A 25,098-nucleotide genomic window follows, 5' to 3' on the forward strand; every position below is an offset into this window, starting at 1 on the left:
ATGACGAGTACGAACACGAGCACCGCCGAGCAGTTCGCCGAGCAGCTGTCGGCGACCACGCTGCTGCGCTTCGCCACCGCGGGTTCCGTGGACGACGGCAAGTCCACGCTGGTGGGACGGCTGTTGCACGACTCGAAGTCGGTACTGACCGACCAGCTGGAGGCCGTCGAGCTCGCCTCCCGCAGCCGCGGCCAGGAGGCACCCGACCTGGCGCTGCTCACCGACGGGCTGCGGGCCGAGCGCGAGCAGGGCATCACGATCGATGTCGCCTACCGCTACTTCGCCACGCCCCGGCGGCGGTTCATCCTCGCGGACACCCCCGGGCATGTGCAGTACACCCGGAACATGGTGACCGGCGCGTCCACCGCCGAGCTGGCCGTGGTCCTCGTGGACGCCCGTAACGGTGTGGTCGAGCAGACCCGTCGCCACGCCGCGGTCGCCGCGCTGCTGCGCGTCCCGCATGTCGTCCTGGCCGTCAACAAGATGGACCTGGTCGACTACGCGGAGCCCGTGTTCGCCGAGATCGCCAAGGAGTTCACGGCGTACGCGGCCTCCCTGGGCGTCCCGGAGATCACCGCGATCCCGATCTCGGCGCTGGCCGGTGACAACGTCGTGGAGCCGTCGGCGCACATGGACTGGTACGGCGGCCCGACGGTGCTGGAGCACCTGGAGACCGTTCCGGCCAGCCATGATCTGACGGACTGCCCGGCGCGCTTCCCGGTGCAGTACGTGATCCGCCCGCAGACCGCCGAGAACCCGGACTACCGCGGCTACGCGGGCCAGATCGCCTCCGGGGTGCTGCGCGTCGGCGAGCCGGTGACCGTACTGCCGTCGGGGCGTACGAGCACCGTCGAGGCCATCGACGCGCTCGGCGAGAGCGTGGACGTCGCCTGGGCGCCGCAGTCCGTGACCGTACGGCTCAGCGACGACATCGACATCTCGCGCGGCGACCTGATCGCCCCGAGCGCGGACGCGCCCGTGACGACCCAGGATGTCGAGGCGACGGTCTGCCATGTCGCGGACCAGCCGCTCGCGGTGGGCCAGCGGGTGCTGCTGAAGCACACCACCCGTACGGTCAAGGCGATCGTGAAGGACATTCCGTCCCGGCTGACGCTGGCCGATCTGTCCCAGCACCCGGCTCCCGGGCAGCTGGTCGCCAATGACATCGGCCGGATCGTCGTCCGTACGGCCGAGCCGCTGGCGCTCGACGCGTACGCCGACTCCCGCCGTACCGGATCGTTTCTGCTCATCGATCCCGCGGACGGTACGACGCTGACCGCGGGCATGGCGGGCGAGGCCTTCGCCGCCGGGACCGCGACACCCACGCCGGTCGCCGAAGCCGACGACGAGGGCTGGGACTTCTGATGACCACGGACGTGTACGACGTCTTCGCGACGTTCGCGAAGGAGGGCGGCCGGGTCGGCAGCGGCGCCCTCGGCGCGGGGACGGGCGGGGTGTCGCGATGTGCGCGATGACGTACGCGCACCGCTCGCGCGCCCATGTTCTCCACCCGCCCCGCCCGTCGTACCCAGCGTTTCGAAGACCAGCCGACGTCCCGGCCGCGCCCCGCATTCCGTGAGGGCGTGAGCACCGGGCCACCGAGAGGAAAACCTCCCGTGCCTGCCTCGTCCCGTATCAGAGCGCGCCGTCGTGTCGCCGCCGCAGCCGTACTGCCCCTGCTCGCCGTTGTGCTGACCTCCTGCGGTTACGGCTCCAAGGCGGCCAAGACGGACGACCAGCCGGGGCCCGCCGCCTCCGGCAAGGCGCTCTCGGCCGACAAGGTGAGGATCGGCTACTTCCCGAACCTGACCCACGCGACCGCGCTGGTGGGCGTGCAGAACGGGATCCTCCAGAAGGAGCTGGGCGGCACACAGGTGTCGCCCAGGACCTTCAACGCGGGCCCCTCCGAGATCGAGGCCCTCAACGCGGGCAGCATCGACATCGGCTTCATCGGCCCCTCTCCCGCGATCAACGGCTACACCCAGACCAAGGGCAAGGGCCTGCGCATCATCGGCGGCTCGGCCTCGGGCGGTGTGAAGCTCGTCGTCAACCCGAAGAAGATCAAGACCCTGGACGATGTCAAGGGCAAGAAGATCGCCACCCCGCAGCTGGGCAACACCCAGGACGTGGCGTTCCTCAACTGGGTCTCCGAGAAGGGCTGGAAGGTCGACGGACAGTCCGGCAAGGGCGATGTGTCCGTCGTCCGTACGGACAACAAGACCACCCCGGACGCCTACAAGTCCGGCTCCATCGACGGGGCCTGGGTGCCGGAGCCGACCGCGTCCAAGCTGGTGGCCGAGGGCGCGAAGGAGATCCTCGACGAGTCCAGCCTGTGGCCGGACAAGAAGTTCGTGATCACCAACATCATCGTGTCGCAGACGTTCCTCGATGAACACCCGGACGTGGTCGAGGCCGTCCTGCGCGGTTCGGTGAAGACGAACGACTGGATCAACGCGAACCCGGACCAGGCGAAGGCGTCCGCGAACAAGGCGCTCAAGTCGCTCTCCGGCAAGGCACTGCCGCCCGAGGTTCTCGACCCGGCGTGGAAGTCGATCCAGTTCACCAATGACCCGCTGGCCTCGACGCTCCAGACGGAAGCCGGTCACGCGGTCAAGGCCGGTCTGCTGGAGAGCCCCGACCTGAAGGGCATCTACGACCTGAAGCCCCTCAACAAGGTGCTCAAGGCGAACGGGGAGTCCGCGGTCGGCGACGCCGGGCTCGGCGTCAAATGACCACCGCACCCGACCGCTTCCGGCCGACTCGCGCCGATCACACGGATCACACGGATCACACGGATCAGGGTGATCACACCGATCAGGGTGATCACGGTGATCGCACGGATCACGGTGATCGCACCGTTCATACCGATCGCACCGTTCCCAGGAGGTGACGACCATGGCCACCACCCTCGCCAAGGCCGCCGACAGCACCCCGGCGGTGGACCACGCCGCCCGTATCGCGCACGTCTCGAAGTCGTTCGCGACGCCGGCGGGGCAGCAGCTCGTACTGGACGACATCACCCTCGATGTCGCGCCGGGCGAGTTCGTCACCCTCCTGGGAGCCTCGGGGTGCGGCAAGTCCACGCTGCTCAATCTGGTCGCCGGGCTCGACCGCCCGTCGGCCGGGTCCATCGAGACGTCGGGCCGCCCCGCGCTGATGTTCCAGGAGCACGCGCTGTTCCCGTGGCTGACCGCGGGCAAGAACATCGAACTGGCGCTGCGGCTGCGCGACGTGCCGAAGCAGGAGCGGCGCGAAGAGGCCGAGCGGCTGCTGGGACTCGTACGGCTGGAAGGCGCGTACGGCAAGCGGGTGCACGAGCTGTCGGGCGGTATGCGCCAGCGGGTCGCGCTGGCCCGCGCGCTGGCGCAGGACAGTCAACTGCTGCTGATGGACGAGCCGTTCGCCGCGCTCGACGCCATCACCCGGGATGTGCTGCACGACGAACTGACCAGGATCTGGCGCGAGACGAACCTGTCGGTCCTGTTCGTCACGCACAACGTGCGCGAGGCCGTGCGGCTCGCGGAACGCGTCGTGCTGCTGTCCTCGCGGCCGGGGCGGGTGGCCCGTGAGTGGCGTGTGGACATCCCGCAGCCGCGCCGTATCGAGGACACCGCCGTCGCGGAACTGTCCGTCGAGATCACCGAAGAACTGCGTGGGGAGATCCGCCGCCATGGCCAGCACTGAGACGACGACGCCCAAGGGCGCGACGCCGGACGGGACTGTGCCGGACGGGACTGTGCCGGACGGCCCGGCTCCGGACCACGCCAAGCGGCAGCGCGACATGGCCGGGCTGGAGGCCGGGCTCGACGCGCTGGACACCGTACAGACCGGGCGTACGCCGCTGCGCGAGACCCTCGTCAAGAAGGTCCTGCCCCCGGCCGTCGCCGTGGTGCTGGTACTGGCCGTCTGGCAGATCCTGGTCTGGGCCCAGGTCACCGACAGCTACAAGCTGCCCTCACCGGGCGCGGTGTGGGGCGAGGTCACCGACGCCTGGCTCCAGGGCACACTGCTCGACTACATCTGGACCAGTGTCTCGCGCGGCCTGCTGGGCTTCCTGCTGGCGCTGGTGATCGGCACCCCGCTGGGGCTGCTCGTCGCCCGCGTGAAGTTCGTCCGCGCGGCCATCGGCCCGATCCTGTCCGGACTCCAGTCGCTGCCCTCGGTGGCGTGGGTGCCGCCGGCCGTGATCTGGCTGGGGCTGAACGACTCGATGATGTACGCGGTCATCCTGCTCGGCGCGGTTCCCTCGATCGCCAACGGTCTGGTCTCCGGAGTCGACCAGGTCCCGCCGCTCTTCCTGCGCGCCGGGCGCACCCTGGGCGCGACCGGGCTGCGCGGCACCTGGCACATCGTGCTGCCGGCCGCGCTGCCGGGCTATCTGGCCGGGCTGAAGCAGGGCTGGGCGTTCTCGTGGCGTTCACTGATGGCCGCGGAGATCATCGCGTCCTCGCCCGATCTCGGGGTGGGACTCGGCCAGCTGCTGGAGAACGGCCGCACTGCCAGCAGTATGCCGATGGTGTTCCTCGCGATCTTCCTGATCCTGATCGTCGGCATCGCCATCGACCTGCTGATCTTCAGTCCGCTGGAGCGGCGGGTACTGCGCAGCCGTGGTCTGCTGGTCAAGAGCTGATCTGGTGAAGAGCTGATCCGATGAAGAGCTGATTCCTATGCGCATGCGCCCTCCAGTGCACCGACATCCTGTGCACCGCCACCGCACTCACGAGACCCACGAGCCGGTTCTGCTGCTCGTGGCACACGGCAGCCGCGATCCCCGGCACGCCGCGACCATGCACGCCCTGACCCGGCGGCTGCGCTCACTGCGCCCGGGGACGCGTGTGGAGTGCGGATTCCTGGACTTCGACACCCCGTCGGTGTCCCAGGTGCTGGACCGGCTGGCGCTGGAGGGCGTACGGGACGTGATCGCCCTGCCACTGCTGCTGACGCGCGCGTTCCACGCCAAGTCGGACATCCCGTCGGTCCTGAGCGAGGCGTCGGTCCGCCATCCGGCGCTGCGCATCCGGCAGGCCGGGGTGCTGGGCCCCTCGCCGCTGCTGACGGACGCGCTGGAGCGGCGGCTGTACGAGGCCGGTCTCGCCCCGGCCGACAAGCGCTCGACCGGGGTCGTGCTGGCCTCGGCGGGCTCCTCGGACCCGGAGGCGATCGCAGTGATCGCTCACATCGCGCGGGAGTGGCGGCACACCGGTTGGTGCGCCGTGCGGCCTGCGTTCGCCTCCGCCTCCCTCCCCCGCACCGAGGACGCGGTACGGGCGCTGCGCGCGGACGGCGTACGGCGGGTCGCCGTGGCCCCCTACGTGATCGCCCCCGGCCGGCTTCCGGACCGTATCGCGGCGGGCGCGCGGGAGGCCGGCGCGGACATCCTGGCCGGGGTACTGGGCCCGGCCCCCGAACTGGCGCGGCTGCTGCTGGAGCGCTTCGACGAATCGCTGCTTCCGAGCGCGGGCGCGGGCGTCCGGGCCGCCTGAGCGCGTGTCCCGGTCGTACGCCGTACCTCTCCCGTCGGCACGTCGTCGGTGTCACCTCGGTGCCACCTCGGTGTCACCGAAGCGGATACGGGCACCCGATCACGTGTCAGCCGCCGAGCGAGGCGAGGGACCGGCGCCCGACGGAGCTGAACCGATCCGGCCCGTGCCCGCCACCGACAACCCGCGGAGAACCGCCATGGCAGACTTTTCCGGACTCGAACTCGACGCGTTGTGGACGGAGTTCCACGACGTCATCAACATGACCTCCCAGGAGATCGCCGCCCAGCTCGGCGAGGACGACGCCGACGCCGACGGGGCGGACGACGCCGAGGGGGCCGGGCCTCAGGTGCTCTCGATCCTTCAGAAGCGGCGCACGGACCTGACCGACGAGGACATCCGCGTCATGTACCTGGTGGTCGACACCGTCGAGGCGGAGGAGAAAGCCGCCTCCGGGACCGACGCCGACGGCACGCGCCGACGACACCAGCTGATGAAGATGGGGCACGACCCGCTCAAAACCGCCTGATCTCGCAAGGGCCCCTCAGGACTCATGGGCCCCTCAGGACCCAAGGGCCACGGCGAAGGGCCGGCCGACACTGTTGTGTCGGCCGGCCCTCGGCCGGATCGTGACTGGTCGGCCTTCTCACGCCTGATCGTTCAGATCCGGCCGCCGGTCAGCCGCGTCAGAGGGCCGCTCCCCGTCTTGGCGGAGTGACGGCCCGCGGCGAACGCGGCGCTCATGACACCGGCCAGCCCAGCGCCCGCACCAGCGGCGATGACTTTCCTGTTCTTCACCACCGTCCACGCTGTGACAGCGGTGGAAGCGACCTTCCCGCCGGCGGAGATCGCGGCCTGCTTGCCCCTGTGGACTCCACCGGCCGCCACCCGCCCTACGCGCGTGGTAGCCGCACCGACCGCTCGGGTGCCGGACTTCGCGGATTCCTCGGCGGCGAGCGCCGAGGAGTGCGCCTTCGACGCGGACCGGGATGCCTCCTGCCTGGCCCGATCGCCGTCCGCCTCGGCCTTGCGCCGCGCCGCGGTTCCCGTACGGGAAGCGGTCTCCCCGCTCTTGGAAATCGCGGCCTTGGCGCTACGCGTCGGCTTACCGTTATTGCTGGCATTCGCATTCTTGTTCTCTTCGGCCATGACCACCGTGTAACCCCTCAACTGCGCGCAAAACATGGGGACCACGCGTGCGTCAGGAATCATTGCGCGGCAGCAGCGACCCCAACGGGCCGAGATCCAGGTTGAGATCGTCCATGGTGAGGCCGTACCGGTCGCAGAGTTCGGACATACGGTCCTGCAGAATCATGAGCGTCATACCGATCCGTTCTTCCTGATCCTCACTCAGATCTCCCTGGTCGACACGGTGCAATGCGGTGCGCTCCATGAGCTGACGCAGCAACTCGACAATCGTCAGTACCAATTTGATCAGATCGCGTTCCACCGTTTCCGGATCGGTTTTCAGCCGTTGTGCGATGTCACCACCGGACTTCGGATCGTCGGACGACGCGGGTACCAGATCGAATGCCCGTGCCGCCGCCCGCGCCACGTCCTCGAATCCGGAACTGGGATCGGCTTGTGTCTCTTCGGATTCATGCGTCATGTCAGGACACTCATCACCAGGGGGACGGATTGTCGGGTGTGACCGAGTGGATGACGGCACGCAGATTGATACGGACCAGATCCACGTCGGCGACGGACAGCACGAGATCCCCGGTGAGTACGGCGCCGCCGGTCAGGAGGCGGTCCAGGAGATCGATCAGGGCGACCTGCCGGCCGGCGAGCGAGTCCTCGTCGGCGAAGCCGTTGCCACTCGCGGGGAGTTCACCGCTCATCGCGTTCTCCGGTCCCGGTCGGGGTGGGGTTCACGGCCGAGTTCGGGGCCGGGTTCGGGGATGGGTTCGGGGATGGGGTCAGGTCCGGGGTCGCGAAGGAGTACGGCGCCCAGGGGCCCGTCACCTCGACGCGCACGCCGGAGACACCGTCGTCCGTCAGGCAGTTCGGGGCCTGACGGAACTCCTCGACATGCTCGACCGGGACCAGATAGGCCTCATTGGCGATGTTTTCGCCGGCTCCCGACGCGAGTTCGCCCTGCTGAGGGCGGTGCGCGACCCTGGCCCGTACGAGAGCGGCCACCCGTCCCGGCACCTGTGCGGCGACGGAGCCGGCCGCCCGGTACGCGTCCTGATGGCCGCGCCGCTGCTCCCGGCGCTGCCGTAAGTAGGCCCGCCCGGGGCTTTCCTGACGGTCGGCGACAGCCGGGACAGGCCGCCTCGTGACGGCCGCCGCAGGGTCTGCGTACACCTTGACGCCCATCTCGACCCGGCCCTCCAGCCGTGCGAGCAGTTCGCCGAAGTCCTGGCCACGTTCCTGGAGCATGGCCGCCACGCGCGTGTCGTCCAGATACACCGTGGCCAGCCGCATCGGCAGGACCGTGGTCGTCCCACAGGCGGCTTCGACCACCGCGTGGTGCGAGCGGGCGATCATCTCCAGCCGCTCCAGGTCCTCCATCTGGGCCTTCATGCCCTCCGCACCGAACGCGTCGGCCGGGACGGAGGAGACGAGAGCCGCGAGCGCGCCGTCGCTCACCGTCCGCAGGACGCCGCCCCCCACTCCCGTCAGCCGCGAGACCGTCGTACGGAGGAGGGTATCGCTACGGCCGATGGCGTAGACGTAGGACATCCACGCCCGCGGCGGCGCGCTCGTCCGAGGCTCCGGCATGTGGCCGGCTTCCGGCTGTGTGTCGTCATTCACCGGGCTGTCCCCCCGCTTTCCGTTTCCCCGCTGCCCGTTTCCCCGCTGCCCGTTTGTCCGCTGCCCGTTTGTCCAAGGGCCGTTTCTCCAAGGGCAGCGCCATCCGCGACCGCGTCCCGCGACCGTGCCGCCGTCCGACCGGGCAGGCCCGCCGCCGCCCGCAGTTCGGCGATCTCGGCCCGTAGGAGGGCGATCTCCTCAGCGGCTCCCGGGGCGTCCACGGCCGTCCTGGGGGCGTCCCCGCCGGAGACGTCCTGCGGGACACGCGCCCGGGAGGAGAGGGAGGGGTCGTGCTCCCACCAGTCGATGCCCATCTCCTTCGCCTTGTCCACGGAGGCGACGAGGAGGCGAAGCTTGATCGTCAGCAGTTCGATGTCGAGCAGGTTGATCTGAATGTCGCCCGCGATGACAACGCCTTTGTCCAGGACACGTTCGAGGATGTCGGCGAGGTTGGCGGAAGACTCTTGCCGGCCGTACGGGCTCCCGGAGGAAGGTCCCATACGGCCGGCCAGGGAATCGGACACGTGAGGTCAGCCTCATCTTTCTCTGTGCTGGTGAAAGATCTCTCCGCGCTGGTGACAGCGGTTGGACGGATCAGGAGGATCGACGGATCAGCGACGCGCCGAGGCCGTACGGCGCCGGGGGCGGCGAGCCGGGCGCTCATGCACGGGCTCCTCGTCCTCCGCGTTCTCCGCGTTCTCCGCGGGCTCCGCGGCCTCGTCGAACCGGGTGTCGCCGTCGACCTCGATCTCTGGATCCGGCTCGTCCTCGACGCCGTACTCGTCCTCGTAGTACTCGTCCTCCTCATCGACGTCGTCGTGCCGGTCCACGAATTCGTCGTCGGAGTCCGCTTCCTCGTCCACGTCGGAGTCCGCGTCAAGGTCCGCGTCCGCGTCCGCGTCGTGGAACTCCTCGTTCCCGTCGATCTCTTCGGGGTCGCGGTCGACGCCCTCTTCTGCGCGCTCTAGCTCCTGCTCCTGCTCGACGGCTTCCTCGTGGCCGAGCACCACCTCACCGTCCTGGATCTCACCGCGCCAGCCGTCCGTGGCCTCGCCCCGCATCATGATGAATGTGCGGTAGAGCTTCAGGTCCAGCCGGGCCCGACGGCCCTGGGCGCGCCAGACATTGCCGGTCTTCTCGAACAGACCCTTCGGGAAGTATTCGAGCACCAGCAGGACGCGGGTCAGTGTGTCGGTAATCGGATGGAAGGTCACCACACCCTTGACGGTGCCCTTCGCGCCTTCCGTCGTCCAGGTGATCCGCTCGTCCGGCACCTGCTCGGTGACGTTCGCCTTCCAACTGCGCGTGGACTTGGCGACCTTCACCTTCCAGTTGCTGCTGGTGTCATCGGCCTTCTCGACGCTGACGACGCCCTTGGCGAACGTGCTGAACTCCTGGAACTGCGTCCACTGGTCGTAGGCCTCGCGAACGGGTACGCCGACGTCGATGTCCTCGACGATCGTCACGCTCCTGGACTTGCCACCGCCGCCCCTGCGGCCCTTGCCGAACAGCCCCTTGACCTTGTCCTTGACCTTGTCCTTGACCGTGTCCTTCAGCCGGGAAGCACCCACCGCGAGCGCGGCCTGCCCCGGCGTCCTGCCCTCGCCGAGCGCCTTGCCTCCCGGGGCGAGACCGCTCACGAGTCCGCCCGGCCCCCGGCCGGGTTCGGCGAGCTTGCTGACGCTCTCTCCCAGCTTGTACCCGAGGCCGGTCACGGCGTGCTGGGCACGAGCCTGGAGGTAGTTCCGCAGTTCTTCCTTGAGCCGGTCGGTGGCCGGGTTCTTCGCCACCTCGTCCTTGATCCTGCCGAGAGTCGAGTCAGCCATTGCGGCCTCCACTCGGCCTCCGCGCCGACGAGGCGGCGGCCCTGCCGGCCCCGGAGGCGGTCTTACGGACCCCGGAAGTGGCCTTACGGGTCCCTGACGCTGCTTTACGGGTCCCGGAAGCGGTCTTACGGGCAGCCGCCGGGGCGGTCTTACGCGTCGCGGACGTGGCCTTTCCCGCGCCGGACGCGGGTTTCGGCTTCTCCTCCGCCCCGTTGACCTCGTCGTCCTGGGCGCGGCCCCGGCCAGTCGGATCGTCGAGTTCGAGCGTCCGGTCGTGGAGCGAGTCGGCGAGACCGGAGATCCGCTGGGTGAGGGCCGTGGTGGCCGCCGACTTCGTGGCATCCACCAATTCCCTGCGCACCTGGTCGTTAAGTCCGCCGAGAACCGGGGAATTGGCCACAAGCTTGCTCAGTTGCCGCGGGTCCAGGCTCAATTTCCGGCCGGCCAGGAACATACCCAGACCGATGGCCAGCTTCGCCTTCTTCGTACGTCCTAAGAAGTAGCCCCCGACGAGGGCCACTCCTATCTTGGCGTTGTTCATCATCTCTCGTACACCTCGTTCTCCCCCGGGTAAGTGTTCCCTCTCGCGACAAGGAGTCAGCTCCTCAGATTCCGCTGATAGGACTCCAGCCATTGCAGCCGGTCCAGCAGTTCGTCCTCGCGACGGTCGAATTCCTCTTCCCCCACCCGGCCGGCCAGCAACTCCCTTTCCAGTGCGACCAGCTCCCTGCGTACGGGTTCCGGGTCGTAGTACTCGCGCTCCGCGGTGAGCAACACCTGGTCGAGAACCCAGGCCGTGCCACGCATCGGCGCCAGCGGAAAGGTCAGAATCTGAGTGATGAGGCCCATGGCGGAATCCTCCGCATCCTGGTGTCAGACAAAGCTGTAGGGCGGCAGCGGCCCGTGCAGACTCACCGTGTAGGCCTCGCCGCGCCGTTCGGCTTCTTCATGTACCGCTTGCGAAAAGGCCGCTGCCTTTTCGCGCTTGACGAGGAACGACACATTGAGGAAGTGGCTCTGGCTCGGCTCCCCGACGGCGGTGCGGACAGCAGCCGGCGTGAGGCGGGCCACCATGTCCCTTCCCTCGTCCGCCTGGCGGGCCTGGATCTCGTGCGAGATCAGCTCGCCGAGCGCCATCTTCTCCTCGTGGGCGGCGGGGTTCTGCCGCGTGACGGCGTTCAGTCGCCGCGCCTCACCGGACTCGTCGAGGACCTCGCGCAGCAGGTCGTCCTGGTCGCGCGACACTTTGAGGTGGTACTCCAGGCAGCCGTCCAGTTCCTTGAGCCGGTCGGTGTACGCCTCCCGGTGTTCCTCCAGGGCGGCGCGCACCTGCTCGTCGTCCGGACCGACCAGCCCGAACCGCATCGGCAGCGCGGCACCGTCCGCCATGAGACGTTCCAGTACGCCTTGGTGCGCGACCAAATCCCGGCGCTTGGCGCGCAGTTGCGCCGGTGCGTCACTGACCACCGCGTTGAGCGAACCCGAGCTGACCGTACGTAACTCCGCGGCGGGATCACCGATACCGTGCACACCGTCCAGGCGCAGCGGATGGTCCCCCGCGGTGACCGCGTAGATGTACGTGGACACTGTCTACTCCCCTCCCCGGCGGGATGTACGGCGGCTCGCGGAGCCGGCGGAGGCGGACTTGCGTGCGGAGCGTTCCTCGCGTTCCGCGGCCTCCTCCTCGGCGTCGTCACGGCCCCGCTGGAGGGAGTCGCCTAACGCTTCCGCGGCGCCCGTCAGCACGCCCTTCGACTTGCCTTTGGCGCCGTCCTCGGTCATGTCACCGACCAGGTCGGTGAGTTGGCTCGGCGCCTTGCGTCCGGACTCCAGGTCCAGCCGGTTGCACGCCTCGGCGAACCGGAGGTAGGTGTCGACACTGGCGACGACGACACGGACGTCGATCTTGAGTATCTCGATGCCGACGAGAGAGACCCGTACGAAGGCATCGATCACCAGCCCACGGTCCAGGATGAGTTCGAGGATGTCGTAGAGATTTCCTGTGCCGCTCCCACCGCCGGATGAACTGGATTGCTGGACAACACTCACGGTTGTTCTTCCTTTCGTTGATCTGGTTGTTCGACGCCTCTTCCGGCGTCGATTCCGGCGTCGATCCCGACGTCGATCCCGACGTCGATTCAGCGGCGGTCGATCTGGCCCCTCGCGTAACGGCGAGTCCGTTCGTAGCCCATCAGTTGGCCCTGTCCGTCGAGGTGGACCCGGTACGACGCCATCACGCTCGACGTGTCCGGGACTCTTTCGACCTCCACCACTTCGACGTCCGCCGTCCACCCGTCGTCGGTGGCCTTGAGCGCGGATACGGAGCCGGGTTCACACCGGAGCATCTCCGCGAGCTGCTCCACCGCGAGCCGCATCGCCGCGGGAGCCGCGAGCCGTCCCTGGCGGTCCTGGATGTCCCGGGTGTCCTGGCGGTCCTGACCGCTCGTACCGCTCTTGCTGTCCGTTGTCGCCATGATCCCGTCCGCCGTCCGTCATGAGGGGTTTCGGTGAAGCAACTGCGCCTTTTTTGCGGCCAGTTGAGGACCGAGTGCCCCTGCGATCCGAACGTATGCCCAAGGATTCGACGCAGGCCGGAACCCGTCACCGGGCCGTGAGCATGTGATAGCGGCGCCACACGTCCCGGGTTCGAACAGGGACGTATGGCGCCGCTACGGAGATCCTGGCCGCTACGGCGGCGGGGACAAGCCTCACTCCACGCGCGACCGGTCCCGCGAACCGCCGTCGCCCTCGTCGTCGGCCCCCGGTACGTGTACGTCGAGGACGCTCACATTGACCTCGACGACTTCCAGCCCCGTCATCGTCTCCACCGCGTCGGCGACGTCGGACCTGATGGTCTTGGCGGCGTCTGCGATCGGTGTCCCGTATTCGACGACGATTTCAAGATCGATGGCCGACTGCTTCTCGCCCACCTCCACCTTCACGCCCCGCGAGGGGTCGTCCGAACCGGACACCCTGCCGCGCATGGCGCCCAGGGTGCGGGACATGCCGCCGCCCATCGCGTACACCCCGGGCGACTCGCGGGTCGCGATGCCGGCGATGGCCGAAACGACCGAGTCGGCGATGACCGTCCTGCCCGCCACCGCACCGTCCCTGCCCTTGGTCCTCGCGGTGCCGGTGTTCCTGCCGGTACCCGTGTTCTTGTCAGTACCGGTGGACGTGGAGGCCGTCGCGAATTGATTGGTTGTCATGAGGAGTTCCTTCCCGGAGAAGGCGGGCTGTCGGTAGGGACGGGCTCAGTGGCCCGCGCCGGAGGCACCACCGAAGAGTCGGGCCAGCGCCCGGAACGGGAGTGTGACGACGGTAGCGATCGTTCCGCCGATCGCACGGAGCACGTCCGCGATGGCACTGAGCATCTGGGCCTCCTGAAGGGTGCGGATCTGCTGTGGCGGCGGGCATGGACGCGGCCGAACCGCCGCTGGTGACAGCGGTGCAGTCTCAGCGGAACCCCGCTGGTGACGGCGGTGCGGACTCAGCCGGACCGCTTCGAGGGCGGGTCCCGCGGATCCTTCGGATCCTGTGGGTCCACTCCCGTGACAGCCGAGGCGTCCCTGGTGCCACTGGGGCGCCGTGTCCGCCCCTTGGGGCCGGTGTCGTGGGTGCCTTCCCCTCTCGATTTCTTGGCGTGATCCTCACCGCGCCGGGAGCGACTCTCGACCGGCGTGCCCTCCATCGACTTCTTCTTGTCCTCGTCGGAGGCCTTACCGCTCGCGTCCGGCTCCGGGGCGTACCGGTCGGGATGGAAGGAACGATGCGCGCTGGGATTGGGCCGCTGAGCGGCCTCGTCCACATCCGGCGACCACCCGTGCTGCTCCCGACCCTCGAAACGGCTCGCACCCTCGCCGTGCGGGGGATGACTGTGCTTCTTCGACATCAAAAGCCTGCCCGTCCGCGCCTCAGGCGCATATCGGCATTTACTCCTCATGATACGCAAATCACCCCATAGAGTGATGTGGGCGGAGGACCGGACGGCCGTGACCGTCGTCTGCCGCCCCGTCCGGCGGGCCATCACCGGGGACCGCTCATGATGCGGCGGGCGGAATATTGATGAGACTTGCCCTATGGCAGATCAAGGTCGTTCACGGGTCGGCCCCACGTCGTCCGTGCCCCGTCGGCACGCTTCCGCCGCTCGGGGCCGGGAACTCGATCGGTACGGCGTCCTCCTCGCGGGCGGGCCCCCACGTCGTTCCCCGGCGGGCTGACCGGTGGCACGCCTTGGTGTGTACGTCTACGGCATCGTCCGGGCTGAGCGGCCGGTCCCGCCGGGCATCGGGGGAGTGGGAACCCCTCCCCTGCCCCTTCGCGTCCTTACGGAGGGGCCGGTCGGCGCCGTCGTCAGCGCGGCCCCGTCGAAGCTGCGCGCGCGCCGCCGCGATCCGCTCGCGCATCAGGAGCTGCTGTTACGGCTCGCCGAGACCGGGCCGGTTCTGCCGATGCGGTTCGGTACGGTCGCGCCCGACGAGGCGGCGGTCCGTGAGCAGCTGGCCATCACCGGGAACCGGAACCGCCATCTGGCGGCTCTGGACCAGCTGGCCGGCCGGGTCGAGGTGAACGTCAGGGCTCTCGCGGCCCCGGACGCCCTGGCGGGCCTCGTACGCGAGGACCGGACCATCCAGGGGCTGCGCGAGGAAGCTCACCGCCGTCCGGGGTACGAGGCGAACATGCGGCTGGGCGAAGCGGTGCTCGCCGCGCTGTCGCGCAGGGCCGTCGAGGCCGGCCGGCACGCCGTCCACGAACTGACACCACTGGCCCACGCCGTCGTGGCCGGGCCGCGGGTCTCCGGCTGTCTGCTCAATACGTCGTTCCTCGTCGACCGGACGGCCGTCGACCGGTTCCGGACCGCCGCGGCGGATTTCGCCACGCTCCGGCACGAGCACGTGGTCCTGCGTGTCGCGGGGCCGCTGCCCTGCTACAGCTTCGTACCCGAACGACCTCGCGCGGGCGCGGGAGCACCCGCGGGCCCTCTCCCGGCAGCAGGAGGGGAAGCGGAAGCGTGACAGGGGCCGCCGAGGCCGTGCGGCCGTCCGCGTACGGAGCCCGGCCCGCCCGGACACCGCCCCACGACGTACCGTCCCGGGCATGATCCAGGACACTTTCCCGCTGGGCGGGGATCTTGCCGTACGGCGGCTCGGGTTCGGCACGGCGCAGCTGACCGGACCCGGCTACTGGGGCCCGCGCGGCGCGCGGGCGGATGCCGTCGCCGTACTGCGCCGGGCCGTGGCGCGCGGGGTGACGCTCATCGATACGGCGGACAACTACGGCCCCTGGCTGGCGGAGGAACTGGTCGCCGAGGCGCTGCACCCGTATCCGGCCGGGCTGGTCATCGCGACCAAGGGCGGGGTGGTGCGTACGAGCGACAGCGCCTGGCACGCGGCGGGCCGCCCCGAGCAGCTGCGGGCGATGTGCGAGGCGAGTCTGCGCCGGCTGCGTACGGACACGATCGATCTGTACCAGCTCCACCGGCTCGATCCGGCGGTACCGATGGCGGAGCAGCTGGGCGCCCTGGACGATCTGAGGCGCGAGGGCAAGATCCGTCATATCGGTCTGGACACCGTGACGGCCGGCCAACTGGAGCGGGCGCTCTCCCTGACCGGGATCGCCTCGGTGCAGAACCGCTTCAATCTCCTCGATCGCGCTTCGGCGGCCGTGCTGCGGGTGTGCGAGTCACACGGTCTCGCGTTTCTGCCGTGGTTCCCGCTGGCCAACGGCGCGTTGACCGGTGACGCGGTGGCGGCGCTCGACTCCGTCGCCGCCCGCCACGGGGCGACCGGGAGCCAGACAGCCCTGGCCTGGCTGCTGCACCGCTCCCCCGCGCTGTGCCCCACTCCCGGCACCGGCTCGACCGCCCATCTCGACGAGAACCTGGCGGCCGCGGACATCCGGCTGTCCGCCGAGGACATGGACAGCCTGGAGACACTCAGGCCCCTGCGTTCCCCGGGGCACGGGTCAGCTCCACCAGCTTGAGGACGGTGTTCCAGTTGCGGCTCGTGGCGGTGATCCCCTTGAACAGGGCCGGCCTGGCCAGCGCGTCGCCGAGCTTGGAGCGTCCGAGGCCGTTCGGGGCGTACAGATACAGCGCCCGGTCGCCCAGCCGGAATTCCTCGGGAAGGTACCTGTCCTGGTCGAGCGAAGCGAACCGCTCGGGGCCCACCGGCTCGGAGAAGAAGGTCAGATGGAGTTGCTTGCCCTCAAGCGTGTCGGCGGGGAACGGGCAGGCGTCGGCCACGGCCCGCAGGTACGCGCCGTCGCGCACCAGGCAGTCGACGCCGAACCCGAAGCGCTGCTCGATGGCGCGTTCCAGGGCGGTGGCGAGGGCGCTCTCGTCCTCGGACGCGCTGGTGAAGACGGCGTTGCCGCTCTGGAGGTAGGTACGGACGTCACCGTGGCCGAGCCCGGAGAGCAGCTCACGGAGATCCGCCATCGGGACCCGTCTGTGGCCGCTCACATTGATGCCGCGCAGCAGCGCCGCGTACGTCGTGGTCATGAGCACACGATAGGACGGCGGGTTTTCGGCCTGGGGCCGCCTCCGTACGCACGGGGGTCCGCGGCCCCGGGAGCCGGTCCGATCGGAGGGCGGCCGCCGTGCTCCGTGGGGGAGAGCACGGCGGCCGCCGGTTCCGGGATCTTCTCGTCGTCGGCTTCGTGGATCTCCGACACACTGGTTCGAGAACCCTGACCGATTGACGCGCTCAGTTCAAGTGCTTCATGCAGCTGTGACTTGGCGAACAAACCTCTGTAACAAGAAACAGGCCAGTGCGGGACACGTCGGACTCACCCGCCAACCCCCTTCGGGGACAAGGGACTTCGGTCCTTCCTGGCAGGGAGCCACCCACTCGTCGCGGAGAGCCGTATCGTCCTGCCGGGCCGTCGGCGGGCAGGACGATACGGCTTGAACCCGACCCCGACTCGGGCGTCAGGCCACGCCTCTCGGCTGCTCCGCCCCACCCAGGCCCGCGCCACCCGCCCCTCCGGGCCGGGCGACCGGGCCTCTCCAGACCGGGCCTCTCTAGGCCAGGCCCGTCTGAGCCAGGTCCGCCCCTGTCAGCTCCGCCTCGATCAGGTCCGCCGCCCGTCGCGTGCCGCCCTCCGCCGCCATCTCGCGCTTGATCCCGGCGAGCCTGTGGGCCACATCGGGATCCGAGTCCAGCGCGAGGACGGCCTCACGCAGTGCCTCTGCGGTCGCCTGCTCCGTGTCGAGCCGACGGGCCACCCCCAGGGAGACGAGCATGTCGGCGTTGCCGAACTGGTCGACCGCCTGCGGTACGGCGACCATCGGGGTGGCCGTCGCGAGGCCTTCCTGGCTGCCACCGGCGCCCGCGTGCGTGATGAAGGCGTCGGCCTGCTTGAGCACGGCGAGCTGCGGGACCCAGTTCCGTACCTCGAAGTTCGCCGGGATCTCGCCCAGCTCCGACTCCTCGACGTTCTTGCCGATCTGGAGCACCACATGCCAGTCGGGCAGGTCCCGGAACGCCTTGACACACTCACGGTAGAAACCGGGCTGCTTGGTGAACGAAGAACCGAGCGAGACCAGCAGCACCTTCTCCGCCCCGGCGGGCCGCTGCCACTCCCCCTGCTCCGCGCGGTCGCCCTGGCAGGCGCCGACGAAGGTGAACACGGACTCGTCCACGCTGTCGGCCTTGTACTGCAGCGCCTTGGGGATCAGCACGATGGAGCGGGCGGGCTCGGCGACCAGCAGGTCCAGGTCGGTGTGGCCCATGTCGTGCTCTTCGAGCCAGTGCGCGAAGCGCGCGCGGTACGCCCTGCCGCGCTCGGATGCCGTGAGCTCCGCGAGCATCGGCTCGGCGACCTCCTCCTTGTATCCCTTCCAGGCGACCATGTGCGTCGAGAACTGCATGAACGGGACGCCCCACCGGTGCGCGAGGACAGGCGCCGGAAAGGAGGTCGTGTCGCCGAGGACCAGGTCGGGGCGGTCACCGTCGAACGCGTCGGCCAGCTGCGGCAGCGCCTGGATGGCGTCGTCGAGGAACGGCTCGAGATTGTCGATCAACTCCGTGCCCCAGTCCTCGGGGTCGTCGTCGGGGGTCGGCAGGGCAGAGGTGTAGATCACCGGCTCGGCGCCGGTGGCCGCTACCTTCTCCGCGAAGAGGGCGGGGATCGCGTAACTGACGCGGTGCCCCCGGTCGACCAGTTCGCGGATCACTTCCAGGCTCGGATTCACATGGCCGTGGGCGGCGATGGAGAACATGGCGATATGGGCACGCTTCGATACGGTCACGCACAGACCGTAGGCGAGACGAAACGCCGCGTGCAATGTCATTTTCGCCCTCGGCTCCTCCCCCTCCGTGTCCTCGCCCGCACCCTTCTCGGCACTCTTCTCGCGTACGCCCCGGCCCGTCAGCGCTGGTAGCGGGCCAGCACCCTGTTCCCGTCCTCGACCAGGCGTTTCTCCAGCTCTGCACGGTCGATCGCCCCGCTGTAGTACTCCTGGAGCGCCGGCGTCGCCACCTTGTCCTTCCACTCCGGATAGCCGCGCACCGACTGGGCGGGGGCCGGGCGCAGCTCACGCGCGAGCGCGGCGCCCGTCGCCCAGCCGTCCTTCGCGACGCGCAGGGACGGGTCCTCGATCGCCTCCGTACCCGTCGGCAGCATCCAGTCGCCCTTCGCCAGCCGCACCATGTTGTCCGGCCGGAGCAGGAAGTCGATGAACTCCGCCGCCTCCCTCTTGTGCGGGCTGTCCTGGGCGATGGAGAGGGTCTGCGGACTCACGCCCTGCGCCAGGCCGTCCGTACCACCCGCCGGAGCCGGCAGTACGGTCCACTCGAAGCCCTTCGGTGCCTGCTGGATGATCTGCTGCCGGTACGAGAAACCCAGCGGGACCATCGCGTACTTGCCGCCGAACAGGCCGGGCAGTGTGTCGGAACCGCCCATGCCGAGGGTGGCGCCCGACGCGCTCCGGTCGGTCGCGACCTGATCGTGGATGGTGCGGGGGACGACCGCGTCCTCGTCGGTGAAACGGATCGTCACCTTCCCGTCCGCGCCCCGCTGGAACAGCTGCCCGCCGGTCGACAAGCCCAGATTGAGCGTGGCGGAGACCGGGTCCTTGAGCGGCCAGGCGACGCCGTACTTCCCGCTGCCCATCCGCTCGGTCAGCCGCTTGGCGATCCGCCGGAACTCGGGCCAACTCCAGGGATTCCGGGCGGTCGGGATCCGTACGTTCGCGGTGTCCAGGATCTTCTTGTTGGCGATCAGGACGCGCGGCTCCTGGAGGAACGGCACACCGTAGACACCGTCCCCGAAAGTCGCGGTGTCCCAACTGCGCTGCGGGATATCCCGCTTGAGCCGGTCCGGCAGCACGTCGCTCAGGTCGGCGAGACGGCCTCCGTACGCGAAGTCCGCGAGGTCGTCGGAGGCGTCGTGGATGATGTCCGGCGCCTCACCGCCCTCGAAGGAGGTGAGCAGCTGATCGTGGACACTGTCCCAGCTGCCCTGGACGTACTCGACCCGGACGTCCGGATGCGACGCGTTCCACTCCTCCACCAGCTCCCTGTTGGCCCGCACCGACTCGTCCTGCCAGGCCAGGGACTGGAAGCGCAGCGTGATCCGGCCGGTCCGGGAGTCGCCGCCGCCTGCGCCGGAGCAGCCACCGAGCAGCAGGGCGAGCGCGAGAATGGTGGCGGCAATGGCCGCGAGCCCAGGGCGCGTCGGCGCTGTCCGTGGTACCCGCGCTGTCCGAGGTGTCCGCATCAGCTCTTCACCGCCCCGGCCAGCATTCCGCCCGTGATCCGCCGCTGGATGAGCGCGAAGAGGACGAGCGAGGGCAGTGTCGCGAGGAACGCGGCGGCGGCGAGCGGTCCGAGATCGGCGACGCCCTCCGCCCCCAGGAAGTGGGTGAGGACGACCGGCAAGGTCTGCTTCTCCGGGGTCTTGAGCAGGACGAGCGCGAAGAAGAACTCGTTCCACGCGGTGATGAACGCGAAGAGCGCCGTGGCGACGATGCCGGGGGCCAGCAGCGGGGCGGTGACCGAGACGAGCGTACGGAACCGGCCCGCGCCGTCCACCGCCGCGGCCTCCTCCAGCTCGGTCGGCAGAGCCCGTACGTATCCGGTCAGCATCCAGAGCGCGAACGGCAGCGCCCACACCACGTACACCATGACCAGCCCGACGAGGGTGTTGATCAGCTGGAGGTTCTTCAGGACCAGGAAGAGCGGAATGATCACCAGCACGAACGGGAACGCCTGGCTGACCACCACCCAGCCGGTGGCCGCCGCCGCGAGTCTGCCGCGCCGACGCGCCATCACATAGGCCATGGGGGTCGCGATGACGACGGCGATCAGGGCGGCCGAGAAGGCGACCAGCAGGCTGTTGCCCGCGGCGCGCAGCAGCGGCTGTTCGTCGAAGGCCTGCCGGAAATTGCCGAGCGTCGGGTGGTCCGGGATCCAGCTGGGGTGGAGGCTGCCCAGCTCCTGGGCCGGTTTGAAGGCCGTGGAGATCAGCCAGAGGAACGGGACGGCGAGAAAGACGAGGTAGCACAGGAGCGCGGCATACTGTCCGGCGCGCACCGGCCGCCCGGTGTGAAGGCTCATCGCTCGGCCCCTTCCCTGAGCCGTCCGACGAGATGGAGCGCGAGGAGCACCGAGACCAGCGCGACCATGACGCAGCCCATGGCGGCGGCGTAGCCGAACTGGCCGTAGCGGAAGGCCTCTTCGTACGCGAAGAGCATGGGCAGCCGCGTACGGCCGCCGGGCCCGCCGTTGGTCAGCACGTAGACCAGGGCGAAGGAGTTGAAGCTCCAGATGAAGTTGAGCGCCGTGATGGCCAGCGCGACCGGCTTGAGCGCGGGCCAGGTGACGGTACGGAACCGGCGCCAGGCGCCGGCGCCGTCGAGCGCGGCGGCCTCGTGCAGCTCCTGCGGGGTGTTCTGGAGTCCGGCCAGCAGGGCGACGGTGGTCTGCGGCATCCCCGCCCAGACGCCGACGACGATCACCGCGGGCAGGGCGGTGGCCAGTCCGGTGAGCCAGTCCCGACCTTCCCCGAGGCCCAGATCACGGATCGTCTCGTTGAGGATTCCGGCGTCGGCGTTGTAGACGAGCCGCCACATGATGCCGACGACCACCTCGGGCATGGCCCAGGGGATGATCGCGAGGGCGCGGGCCAGCCAGCGGAACCGGAGGTTCTCGTTGAGCAGCAGGGCAAGACCGAGCGCGAGCACGAACTGCGGCACGGTCACCCCGGCCGCCCACAGCAGGCCGATCCCGAACGAGTCCCAGAAGAGCGTGTCGTGGGCCAGATCCTGGAAGTTCAGCGTCCCGATCCACTCGGTCGGGTCGGTACGGCCCGACTGCGCGTCGGTGAAGGCGAGCAGGATGCCGTAGAGCAGCGGGCCGACGCTGAGCACCAGGATCGGGATCAGCGCGGGCAGCACCAGGAACCACGCGCCGTGGTCCATGGCCCGTCCGGACCGCGCTCGCCCGGAGGCTTTCCCGGAACGCCCCGGGCCCGGAGGCCGGGCGCCGGACCGTCCCGGCCCGGACCGCTCGCCGTCGGGCGGTTCTTCCCCGGACCGCTCCGTCGCGGTCGCCGATGTCACGGATTCGACTCCTTCGGGCGGCTTGTCCTGGTGAAGGCCGCCCCGGCGGCCTTCGTCATCGTGCTGACGCCCCCTCGGTTCGTCAAGCGGGCGTGCGGAGGTGCGAGACTTTGGCGGTTCCACACCACCACCGGACGTAAGTGAGAGCCATCGATGGACGAGGCGCGGGCGCGGGAGATTCTGGCCGAGGCGGGCCTGCCGTACGACGCGGAGCTGCTGGCCCTGGGGGAGAACGCGGTCTTCGAGGCGGGCGAGCTGGTCGTCAAGATCGGCCGGAACGCGACGGCCCACCCCGAACTGCTGGCCCGCGCGCGGCACGAGGTCGCCCTCGCCTCCTGGCTCGCGGAGTGCGGCATTCCGGCCGTACGGGCCGCGGAGCCCGAGGCACGGTCGGTGGACGGCCACCCCGTGTCGCTCTGGCACCGGCTGCCGGAGGCCACCCGGCCGGCCGCGGCCGGTGATCTGGCGTCCCTGCTCCGTCTCGTTCACGCACTGCCCACCCCCTCGTTCCCCCTCCCGCGTCGCGAGTTGCTCGGCGGCGTCGAGCGCTGGCTGCGGATCGCGGGCGACGCGATCGACCCGGCCGACGCCGACTATCTGCGCGGGCGCAGGGACGGCTTCGCCGAGGCCTCGGCCACGCTCGTCCCGCACCTGCCGCCGGGCCCCATCCATGGCGACGCGCTGCCGCGCAACGTCCATGTCGGCCCGGACGGCCCCGTCCTGGTCGACCTGGAAACCTTCTCCTCGGACCTCCGCGAACACGACCTGGTGGTGATGGCCCTCTCCCGCGACCGGTACGGCCTGCCCGCCGAGGCGTACGACACCTTCACCGCGACCTACGGCTGGGACGTACGCGAGTGGGCCGGCTGCCCGGTCCTGCGGGGAGCCCGCGAAACGGCGAGCTGCGCCTGGGTGGCCCAGCACGCCCCGACCAATCCCAAGGCCCTCGACGAGTTCCGCCGCAGGGTCGCCTCGCTGCGGAGCGACGACCCCGAGGTCCGCTGGTACCCGTTCTGACAGGACCGTCCCGACCCGGCAGAGGACCGGCACGGCAGACGCCCCCCCCGGCCGCCCGATCCCGATCCCCGCCCCCGGCAGAGGGCCGCTGAAAAGCCCTCAGGCGTCCTGGGCGGCGGCCGACGGCACCGGTTCGCGCAGCGGCCACCCCGCGTCGATCACCGCGTCCGCGTTGCCCTTCTTCCGCAGGAACTGCTGGAAGTCCGCCGCCCAGTCCGCGTACCAGTCGACCTGACGCTCATGCAGCTCCGCCGGGGCCAGCGCCGCCACCGAGGCATGGCGCTCCGCTATCGCGGCCCCCACCCGGACCGCCGCCAGGGCGTCCGCCCCCGCGTCGTGCGCCGCGTCGAGCACCACGCCGTACTCCGCGCAGACCGCCTCCAGCGTGCGCTTGCCCCGGCGGTAGCGGTCGACGGCGCGGTCGATGGTGTACGGGTCGATCACCGGGCCGATCGTTTCGAGCGGCGGCAGGCCGTGCCGGCGCAGCTCCGCGGAGAGCAGCGTCAGGTCGAACGGCGCGTTGTACACCACGACAGGCACCCCGCGCGCCCAGTAGCCGGCGAGCACTTGGGCGATCTCGGCGACCACGTCACGCGCCGGGCGCCCCTCCGACGCCGCCCGCTCGCTGCTGATGCCGTGGACCGCGGACGCCTGGGCGGGGATACGGATACCCGGGTCGGCGAGCCAGCTCCGCTGCCGTATCACTTCGCCGCCCCGGACCTCGACCACCGCGGCCGTCACGATCCGTGCCTCCAGCGGCTCCGTGCCGGTCGTCTCCAGGTCGAATCCGGCCAGCGGTTCACCGTGCCAAGTCATCATGCCCCTCCCTCGTGGTGCGGTGGCGCTTCCCCCGTCATGGTGCGGCGGTGCTTTCCCCGTTGGACATTCACCCTGCCACGCGCCACTGACAACGCCGCTCGCACCCGCGACACCACGCCCCGGGACCGGCAGCCGATTCCGGGTCAGGAGACCGGCCGGGAGTCCGTCCAGACCGACTCGAACTCCTCGCGGTAGGTCTGGAAGAGCCCGTGCTCCGGTTCCTGCCCCGAGCGCACCACTCCGCGCCCGCCGCCCCGCAGCACCAGCACCGGCGCCTCCATGCCCCGGGCACGGCGCAGATACGACTGGACGACGGCCAGGCCGTCGGAGCCGTCCCCGTCCACGAGGTACGCGGTGAAGCGCGGGGTCTCGTCGAACACATGGATCTCGAAGGCGCCCGGATCGCGCAGTTTGGAGCGCACCCTGCGCATGTGGAGGATGTTCATCTCCACCGAGCGGCTCAGTTCCGCCTTCTTGAGCCCCAGCTCGCGTTCACGGCGTTTGACCGCGCTGCTCGCCGGGTTGAGGAAGATCAGGCGTATCCGGCAGCCCGATTCGGCCAGGCGGATCAGCCGCCGCCCCGAGAAGTTCTGGACGAGCAGATTCAGCCCGATGCCGATCGCGTCGAGACGCCGGGCTCCGCCGAAGAGGTCCTCGGCCGGGATCTGCCGTTGCAGCCGGACCCGGTCGGGGTGGACGGAGACCACGTCCGCGTACCGGTCACCGACCAGGTCCTCGACCGCGTCCACCCGCAGCCGTGAGCCGGACGGCACTCCGCTGCCGCCGCCCAGGATCTCCAGCAGCCGGGCCGAGGCCCGTTCCGCCTGGGCGAGGACCGTCTCGGAGAGCGCGCGGTTACGGGAGACGACATTGCGCGCGACCTCCAGCTCGTCCAGCGCCAGCTCCACATCGCGACGGTCGTCGAAATAGGGTTCGAAGCACGGCCAGTGCTGGACCATCAGCTCCCGCAGCTGCGGGAGGGTGAGAAAGCTCAGGACGTTGTCGTCGGCCGGGTCGAGGAGATAGCCCTTGCGGCGCGACACCTCCCGTACGGCGACGGCGCGCTGCACCCATTCCTGCCCGGCGGGTCCGGCGGCGGCGACCACCCATTCCTCGCCGTGCACGGGTGCGTAGATGGGCTGGAGCACCGCGGCGACGACCGCGCGCAGCCTCTGCTCCACCAGATTCAGCCAGATATAGGCCCGTCCGGCCCGCTGCGCGCGCGTACGGACTTCGCTCCAGGCGTCCGCGCCCCAGTCCAGCTCCGCACCGATTTCCATCGGTCGTGCGAGCGAGACCGCTCCGGGCGGAATATCGCCGGAGTCCCCCGCGTGACCTGCGTCACCAGGGGGCAACTCCAGCCCTCCCGAGCTCACTCGCGCACCGCCTTCTCCCACCCCTTCAACGATCAAGGAAGGGTACTCCGCCGAGCGGAGGCGGTGCAGCCTGATGCACCGGCTTCTTTCTCAACTCCCTTGTCGAGGGGGCTTGTTCTCGGCGCCGAGTTCAACCGGAGTGAGTTGATTCATAGTGATTACGCCTGGTACGCGCCGGGTCTCCGCGCCCTTTCGGGACCTCCGCCCCAAGTCCACCACCTGGGCGACGGCCGGGAACGCGAAGTTGACCCCGG

At 69.8% G+C, this 25,098-nt stretch carries 30 protein-coding genes; 9 read left to right on the forward strand and 21 right to left on the reverse strand.

Annotation, left to right across the window (positions count from 1 at the left end; translation table 11 throughout):
* The 6 genes from ACIQD6_RS18910 to ACIQD6_RS18935 all read left to right on the forward strand — a co-directional run bounded on the left by ACIQD6_RS18910 (position 1) and on the right by ACIQD6_RS18935 (position 6,009).
* Positions 1-1,365, forward strand: a complete 1,365-nt coding sequence (locus ACIQD6_RS18910) for a sulfate adenylyltransferase subunit 1 (RefSeq protein ID WP_401883923.1) — start codon at positions 1-3, stop codon at positions 1,363-1,365.
* A 251-nt stretch (positions 1,366-1,616) separates the two neighbouring features.
* The gene (locus tag ACIQD6_RS18915) at positions 1,617-2,732 is read left to right on the forward strand and encodes an aliphatic sulfonate ABC transporter substrate-binding protein (RefSeq protein WP_401883925.1); all 1,116 of its coding nucleotides are present in this window, start codon (positions 1,617-1,619) and stop codon (positions 2,730-2,732) included.
* A gap of 163 nt (positions 2,733-2,895) precedes the next feature.
* Positions 2,896-3,684 carry an ABC transporter ATP-binding protein gene (locus ACIQD6_RS18920; RefSeq protein WP_401883927.1) on the forward strand — a complete coding sequence of 263 codons (789 nt, stop codon included), beginning with the start codon at positions 2,896-2,898 and terminating at the stop codon, positions 3,682-3,684.
* Positions 3,671-4,630, forward strand: a complete 960-nt coding sequence (locus tag ACIQD6_RS18925) for an ABC transporter permease (RefSeq protein ID WP_401883929.1) — start codon at positions 3,671-3,673, stop codon at positions 4,628-4,630. Before ACIQD6_RS18920 ends, ACIQD6_RS18925 begins: the two co-directional genes overlap by 14 nt.
* A 70-nt stretch (positions 4,631-4,700) precedes the next feature.
* Positions 4,701-5,483, forward strand: a complete 783-nt coding sequence (locus ACIQD6_RS18930; RefSeq protein ID WP_401883930.1) for a sirohydrochlorin chelatase — start codon at positions 4,701-4,703, stop codon at positions 5,481-5,483.
* A 196-nt stretch (positions 5,484-5,679) separates the two neighbouring features.
* Positions 5,680-6,009, forward strand: a complete 330-nt coding sequence (locus ACIQD6_RS18935) for a DUF3140 domain-containing protein (protein ID WP_401883932.1) — start codon at positions 5,680-5,682, stop codon at positions 6,007-6,009.
* A 131-nt stretch (positions 6,010-6,140) separates the two neighbouring features.
* Here ACIQD6_RS18935 and ACIQD6_RS18940 read toward each other — a convergent pair whose 3' ends face one another.
* The 14 genes from ACIQD6_RS18940 to ACIQD6_RS19005 form a co-directional block, all read right to left on the reverse strand.
* The gene (locus ACIQD6_RS18940; protein ID WP_401883934.1) at positions 6,141-6,629 is read right to left on the reverse strand and encodes a hypothetical protein; all 489 of its coding nucleotides are present in this window, start codon (positions 6,627-6,629) and stop codon (positions 6,141-6,143) included.
* 52 nt (positions 6,630-6,681) lie between these two features.
* The gene (locus ACIQD6_RS18945; RefSeq protein ID WP_401883936.1) at positions 6,682-7,089 is read right to left on the reverse strand and encodes a gas vesicle protein K; all 408 of its coding nucleotides are present in this window, start codon (positions 7,087-7,089) and stop codon (positions 6,682-6,684) included.
* A gap of 13 nt (positions 7,090-7,102) precedes the next feature.
* Positions 7,103-7,321 (reverse strand): gas vesicle protein, encoded by a 219-nt coding sequence (locus ACIQD6_RS18950; RefSeq protein ID WP_401883938.1) that lies wholly within the window; start codon positions 7,319-7,321, stop codon positions 7,103-7,105.
* Positions 7,311-8,240 carry a GvpL/GvpF family gas vesicle protein gene (locus ACIQD6_RS18955; protein WP_401883940.1) on the reverse strand — a complete coding sequence of 310 codons (930 nt, stop codon included), beginning with the start codon at positions 8,238-8,240 and terminating at the stop codon, positions 7,311-7,313. The genes ACIQD6_RS18950 and ACIQD6_RS18955 overlap by 11 nt, the downstream gene beginning before the upstream one ends.
* Positions 8,237-8,764, reverse strand: coding sequence for a gas vesicle protein (locus ACIQD6_RS18960; RefSeq protein ID WP_401883941.1), 528 nt, complete (start codon positions 8,762-8,764; stop codon positions 8,237-8,239). Before ACIQD6_RS18960 ends, ACIQD6_RS18955 begins: the two co-directional genes overlap by 4 nt.
* A gap of 87 nt (positions 8,765-8,851) precedes the next feature.
* On the reverse strand, positions 8,852-10,066 hold the full coding sequence (locus ACIQD6_RS18965; RefSeq protein WP_401883943.1) for an SRPBCC family protein: 1,215 nt from the start codon (positions 10,064-10,066) through the stop codon (positions 8,852-8,854).
* Positions 10,059-10,610 (reverse strand): hypothetical protein, encoded by a 552-nt coding sequence (locus tag ACIQD6_RS18970; protein ID WP_401883945.1) that lies wholly within the window; start codon positions 10,608-10,610, stop codon positions 10,059-10,061. Before ACIQD6_RS18970 ends, ACIQD6_RS18965 begins: the two co-directional genes overlap by 8 nt.
* 53 nt (positions 10,611-10,663) lie before the next feature.
* On the reverse strand, positions 10,664-10,915 hold the full coding sequence (locus ACIQD6_RS18975) for a gas vesicle protein GvpG (protein WP_401883947.1): 252 nt from the start codon (positions 10,913-10,915) through the stop codon (positions 10,664-10,666).
* Between the two features lie 24 nt (positions 10,916-10,939).
* Complete coding sequence (locus ACIQD6_RS18980; protein ID WP_401883948.1) at positions 10,940-11,653, reverse strand: GvpL/GvpF family gas vesicle protein; 714 nt, start codon at positions 11,651-11,653, stop codon at positions 10,940-10,942.
* A 3-nt stretch (positions 11,654-11,656) separates the two neighbouring features.
* Positions 11,657-12,115 (reverse strand): gas vesicle protein GvpJ, encoded by a 459-nt coding sequence (gene gvpJ, locus ACIQD6_RS18985; RefSeq protein ID WP_401883950.1) that lies wholly within the window; start codon positions 12,113-12,115, stop codon positions 11,657-11,659.
* Positions 12,116-12,204: 89 nt separating this feature from the next.
* Complete coding sequence (locus ACIQD6_RS18990; protein WP_401884430.1) at positions 12,205-12,441, reverse strand: gas vesicle protein; 237 nt, start codon at positions 12,439-12,441, stop codon at positions 12,205-12,207.
* A gap of 333 nt (positions 12,442-12,774) precedes the next feature.
* The gene (locus ACIQD6_RS18995) at positions 12,775-13,275 is read right to left on the reverse strand and encodes an Asp23/Gls24 family envelope stress response protein (protein WP_401883952.1); all 501 of its coding nucleotides are present in this window, start codon (positions 13,273-13,275) and stop codon (positions 12,775-12,777) included.
* Between the two features lie 45 nt (positions 13,276-13,320).
* Positions 13,321-13,440 carry an LPFR motif small protein gene (locus ACIQD6_RS19000; RefSeq protein ID WP_401883954.1) on the reverse strand — a complete coding sequence of 40 codons (120 nt, stop codon included), beginning with the start codon at positions 13,438-13,440 and terminating at the stop codon, positions 13,321-13,323.
* Positions 13,441-13,556: 116 nt separating this feature from the next.
* Positions 13,557-13,958 carry a hypothetical protein gene (locus ACIQD6_RS19005; protein ID WP_401883956.1) on the reverse strand — a complete coding sequence of 134 codons (402 nt, stop codon included), beginning with the start codon at positions 13,956-13,958 and terminating at the stop codon, positions 13,557-13,559.
* A gap of 331 nt (positions 13,959-14,289) precedes the next feature.
* On the opposite strand from ACIQD6_RS19005, the gene ACIQD6_RS19010 reads away from it, so the two are divergent.
* Both ACIQD6_RS19010 and ACIQD6_RS19015 read left to right on the forward strand, forming a co-directional pair.
* A complete protein-coding gene (locus tag ACIQD6_RS19010; RefSeq protein WP_401883958.1) occupies positions 14,290-15,081 on the forward strand; it encodes a GvpL/GvpF family gas vesicle protein in 792 nt (263 codons plus the stop codon).
* An 82-nt stretch (positions 15,082-15,163) separates the two neighbouring features.
* The gene (locus ACIQD6_RS19015) at positions 15,164-16,048 is read left to right on the forward strand and encodes an aldo/keto reductase (protein WP_401883960.1); all 885 of its coding nucleotides are present in this window, start codon (positions 15,164-15,166) and stop codon (positions 16,046-16,048) included.
* Here ACIQD6_RS19015 and ACIQD6_RS19020 read toward each other — a convergent pair.
* The 5 genes from ACIQD6_RS19020 to ACIQD6_RS19040 form a co-directional block, all read right to left on the reverse strand.
* On the reverse strand, positions 16,002-16,568 hold the full coding sequence (locus tag ACIQD6_RS19020; protein ID WP_401883962.1) for a DUF1697 domain-containing protein: 567 nt from the start codon (positions 16,566-16,568) through the stop codon (positions 16,002-16,004). The genes ACIQD6_RS19015 and ACIQD6_RS19020 overlap by 47 nt on opposite strands.
* 522 nt (positions 16,569-17,090) lie before the next feature.
* A complete protein-coding gene (mgt, locus tag ACIQD6_RS19025) occupies positions 17,091-18,362 on the reverse strand; it encodes a macrolide-inactivating glycosyltransferase (RefSeq protein WP_401883964.1) in 1,272 nt (423 codons plus the stop codon).
* Between the two features lie 77 nt (positions 18,363-18,439).
* Positions 18,440-19,789 carry an extracellular solute-binding protein gene (locus ACIQD6_RS19030; protein WP_401883965.1) on the reverse strand — a complete coding sequence of 450 codons (1,350 nt, stop codon included), beginning with the start codon at positions 19,787-19,789 and terminating at the stop codon, positions 18,440-18,442.
* A complete protein-coding gene (locus ACIQD6_RS19035; RefSeq protein ID WP_401883967.1) occupies positions 19,789-20,628 on the reverse strand; it encodes a carbohydrate ABC transporter permease in 840 nt (279 codons plus the stop codon). Before ACIQD6_RS19035 ends, ACIQD6_RS19030 begins: the two co-directional genes overlap by 1 nt.
* A complete protein-coding gene (locus ACIQD6_RS19040) occupies positions 20,625-21,632 on the reverse strand; it encodes a carbohydrate ABC transporter permease (protein WP_401883969.1) in 1,008 nt (335 codons plus the stop codon). Before ACIQD6_RS19040 ends, ACIQD6_RS19035 begins: the two co-directional genes overlap by 4 nt.
* Positions 21,633-21,785: 153 nt before the next feature.
* On the opposite strand from ACIQD6_RS19040, the gene ACIQD6_RS19045 reads away from it, so the two are divergent.
* Positions 21,786-22,649 (forward strand): phosphotransferase enzyme family protein, encoded by an 864-nt coding sequence (locus ACIQD6_RS19045; RefSeq protein ID WP_401883971.1) that lies wholly within the window; start codon positions 21,786-21,788, stop codon positions 22,647-22,649.
* Positions 22,650-22,748: 99 nt separating this feature from the next.
* Here ACIQD6_RS19045 and ACIQD6_RS19050 read toward each other — a convergent pair whose 3' ends face one another.
* Both ACIQD6_RS19050 and ACIQD6_RS19055 read right to left on the reverse strand, forming a co-directional pair.
* Positions 22,749-23,465, reverse strand: a complete 717-nt coding sequence (locus ACIQD6_RS19050; RefSeq protein WP_401884432.1) for a 3'-5' exonuclease — start codon at positions 23,463-23,465, stop codon at positions 22,749-22,751.
* Positions 23,466-23,611: 146 nt separating this feature from the next.
* Positions 23,612-24,844, reverse strand: coding sequence for an SAV2148 family HEPN domain-containing protein (locus ACIQD6_RS19055; RefSeq protein WP_401883973.1), 1,233 nt, complete (start codon positions 24,842-24,844; stop codon positions 23,612-23,614).
* Between the last annotated feature and the right edge of the window lie 254 nt (positions 24,845-25,098).

The sequence above is a fragment of the Streptomyces sp. NPDC088400 genome (genome assembly GCF_044753355.1).
Lineage (GTDB): Bacteria > Actinomycetota > Actinomycetes > Streptomycetales > Streptomycetaceae > Streptomyces.

Coding starts and splice junctions, on each gene's coding strand:
- ACIQD6_RS19045 (WP_401883971.1), top strand. CDS start 21,786: ATGGACGAGGCGCGGGCGCGGGAGATTCTGGCCGAGGCGGGCCTGCCG.
- ACIQD6_RS18970 (WP_401883945.1), bottom strand. CDS start 10,610: ATGATGAACAACGCCAAGATAGGAGTGGCCCTCGTCGGGGGCTACTTC.
- ACIQD6_RS18950 (WP_401883938.1), bottom strand. CDS start 7,321: ATGAGCGGTGAACTCCCCGCGAGTGGCAACGGCTTCGCCGACGAGGAC.
- ACIQD6_RS19020 (WP_401883962.1), bottom strand. CDS start 16,568: ATGACCACGACGTACGCGGCGCTGCTGCGCGGCATCAATGTGAGCGGC.
- ACIQD6_RS18995 (WP_401883952.1), bottom strand. CDS start 13,275: ATGACAACCAATCAATTCGCGACGGCCTCCACGTCCACCGGTACTGAC.
- ACIQD6_RS18965 (WP_401883943.1), bottom strand. CDS start 10,066: ATGGCTGACTCGACTCTCGGCAGGATCAAGGACGAGGTGGCGAAGAAC.
- ACIQD6_RS18945 (WP_401883936.1), bottom strand. CDS start 7,089: ATGACGCATGAATCCGAAGAGACACAAGCCGATCCCAGTTCCGGATTC.
- ACIQD6_RS19000 (WP_401883954.1), bottom strand. CDS start 13,440: ATGCTCAGTGCCATCGCGGACGTGCTCCGTGCGATCGGCGGAACGATC.
- ACIQD6_RS19030 (WP_401883965.1), bottom strand. CDS start 19,789: ATGCGGACACCTCGGACAGCGCGGGTACCACGGACAGCGCCGACGCGC.
- ACIQD6_RS19050 (WP_401884432.1), bottom strand. CDS start 23,465: ATGACTTGGCACGGTGAACCGCTGGCCGGATTCGACCTGGAGACGACC.
- mgt (WP_401883964.1), bottom strand. CDS start 18,362: ATGACATTGCACGCGGCGTTTCGTCTCGCCTACGGTCTGTGCGTGACC.
- ACIQD6_RS19015 (WP_401883960.1), top strand. CDS start 15,164: ATGATCCAGGACACTTTCCCGCTGGGCGGGGATCTTGCCGTACGGCGG.
- ACIQD6_RS18925 (WP_401883929.1), top strand. CDS start 3,671: ATGGCCAGCACTGAGACGACGACGCCCAAGGGCGCGACGCCGGACGGG.
- ACIQD6_RS18990 (WP_401884430.1), bottom strand. CDS start 12,441: ATGCGGCTCGCGGTGGAGCAGCTCGCGGAGATGCTCCGGTGTGAACCC.
- ACIQD6_RS19035 (WP_401883967.1), bottom strand. CDS start 20,628: ATGAGCCTTCACACCGGGCGGCCGGTGCGCGCCGGACAGTATGCCGCG.
- ACIQD6_RS18910 (WP_401883923.1), top strand. CDS start 1: ATGACGAGTACGAACACGAGCACCGCCGAGCAGTTCGCCGAGCAGCTG.
- ACIQD6_RS18920 (WP_401883927.1), top strand. CDS start 2,896: ATGGCCACCACCCTCGCCAAGGCCGCCGACAGCACCCCGGCGGTGGAC.
- ACIQD6_RS19005 (WP_401883956.1), bottom strand. CDS start 13,958: ATGTCGAAGAAGCACAGTCATCCCCCGCACGGCGAGGGTGCGAGCCGT.
- ACIQD6_RS18975 (WP_401883947.1), bottom strand. CDS start 10,915: ATGGGCCTCATCACTCAGATTCTGACCTTTCCGCTGGCGCCGATGCGT.
- ACIQD6_RS18940 (WP_401883934.1), bottom strand. CDS start 6,629: ATGGCCGAAGAGAACAAGAATGCGAATGCCAGCAATAACGGTAAGCCG.
- ACIQD6_RS18935 (WP_401883932.1), top strand. CDS start 5,680: ATGGCAGACTTTTCCGGACTCGAACTCGACGCGTTGTGGACGGAGTTC.